The following is a 1,553-nucleotide window of genomic DNA, read 5'->3' on the forward strand; positions in this document are numbered from 1 at the left end:
CGCGGTCTTCGGCCCGCTCTACGGATTCGACACCGAAACGGTCTACCTGTCCCCCGCCCCGCTCTATCACGCGGCGCCGCTGCGGTTCGTGGTGAGCGAGGATGTGGGGCCGATGATCAATCCGAACGTGGTGGAAGGCCAGATCTACGGCGGTACCGTGCAAGGCATCGGCGGCGCGCTCTACGAGCATCTGGCCTACGACGACGACGGCAATCCCAGTGCTTCGCACCCGTGGATGGCGGATCGCAATGTCCGCGCTCGCCATTGGGGCGGGGGCCTCCCTCGGGCCGCCCGCGACGGCCGTCGCGGCCCCGGCCACCGAGGCATCGGTGAGCAGTGTCCCGATGGTCCCCGAAGGGGTCCCCGTCGATGTGCTCGCCGCCCTGGCCCCGGCCATCGTCAACCCGCAGGCCGCCCCCGTCGCGCAGAACGTCGCGGCACCGGGCAGCCCGCAGGCAGCCATCCTGGCCCAGGCGCGCGCCCTGCTGGACACGGTGAACCTGCCGCCGCAGATCGAATCGACCCTGCAAAGGGTCATCACCTTCCTGGACGGAAGTGGCGGCGGCGGCCCGGAGATTCCCGAATCCGGCCCCGCCATCGCGCAATTCCTGTATCCGACCATCGGCAAGGGCTGCATCGCGCCCTCGGGCGATTCGGTCGGCACCGCGCTCGCGGTCCCCGGCCCGGCGCAGCTGCCGCCGCCCGGCCCGGCCGCCGGTCAGACCGGTTTCGTGTTCACCGCGCTGGGCACCGAACGCCCCACTCCCGAACAGCCGCGGGCGATGACGGTGCAGTGGCGCAATATCGATACCGGCGCCGCCGGCACCGAGGTGCTCACCGACCAGGCGAAGATCAACCCCGACGGCCCGGCCACGCTGTCGGCCATCGCGAACACCGGCACCGGCCGGATCGTCGCGGTCATCGGCGGCGGCCTCACCACCCAGGCCACCGAAACCGAGACCCGGAGCTGCACCTTCGCGCCGACCTTGGGCTTCTTCACAGTCGGCTAGTCGTGAACTCTGTGTTTCCCGGTGCGGTGGCGCACCGGGAAACACGTGTTTCTGTGGTAGACCGGGGTTATGGCGACTGTCGAACATTCGCACAAGCCCGGAATCCGCAGCCGGCGATCGTCGCGTTCGATTCTGTCGATCCGATCCGAGGGGTCGATCCTCTCCATCGGGTCGGCGTATTCGGTCCTGTCCATCGGCAGTGTCGGCTCGGTCCTGTCGATCGGCTCGATCGGATCCTTCGGTTCGCTGATCTCCAGCGGATCCTTCCTCAGCCTCGGCTCGGCGCTGTCCGGTCTGTCGCGCTGGTCGCTGCTGTCGTGGATGGGCGACCATTCGAGTCCGGACGAACGACCCGGTTTGCGGGTGGTCACGGGCGAACCCGACCTGCGGGTCGCCACCACCCGGCACTGCCAGACCTGAGCTGTGTTTATTGGCGGCGCCTGCGGCGCCGCGGGGGGGGGGGGGGGCGCGGGGGGGGGCGGGGCGGGCGGACGGCGGGAACCCCCGGCAGCCAGCACGGCGCCGCGAGCCGGGGGCGCAGCG

Annotated in this window: 2 protein-coding genes and 1 pseudogene; all 3 read left to right on the plus strand. The window is 70.6% G+C overall.

The features are described 5' to 3' along the window. Positions 1 to 226, plus strand: a pseudogene (locus QH276_RS27505) (molybdopterin cofactor-binding domain-containing protein); the annotation flags it as partial. Positions 227 to 248: 22 nt separating this feature from the next. After that, the gene (locus QH276_RS27510) at positions 249 to 1,010 is read left to right on the plus strand and encodes an Rv1157c family protein (RefSeq protein WP_280406943.1); all 762 of its coding nucleotides are present in this window, start codon (positions 249 to 251) and stop codon (positions 1,008 to 1,010) included. Between the two features lie 69 nt (positions 1,011 to 1,079). Continuing rightward, the gene (locus QH276_RS27515) at positions 1,080 to 1,430 is read left to right on the plus strand and encodes a hypothetical protein (RefSeq protein ID WP_280406944.1); all 351 of its coding nucleotides are present in this window, start codon (positions 1,080 to 1,082) and stop codon (positions 1,428 to 1,430) included. Positions 1,431 to 1,553 lie beyond the last annotated feature (123 nt).

It is taken from the genome of Nocardia carnea, assembly GCF_029869215.1.
Taxonomy (GTDB): Bacteria; Actinomycetota; Actinomycetes; order Mycobacteriales; family Mycobacteriaceae; genus Nocardia; species Nocardia carnea_B.

Coding starts and splice junctions, on each gene's coding strand:
- QH276_RS27510 (WP_280406943.1), top strand. CDS start 249: ATGTCCGCGCTCGCCATTGGGGCGGGGGCCTCCCTCGGGCCGCCCGCG.
- QH276_RS27515 (WP_280406944.1), top strand. CDS start 1,080: ATGGCGACTGTCGAACATTCGCACAAGCCCGGAATCCGCAGCCGGCGA.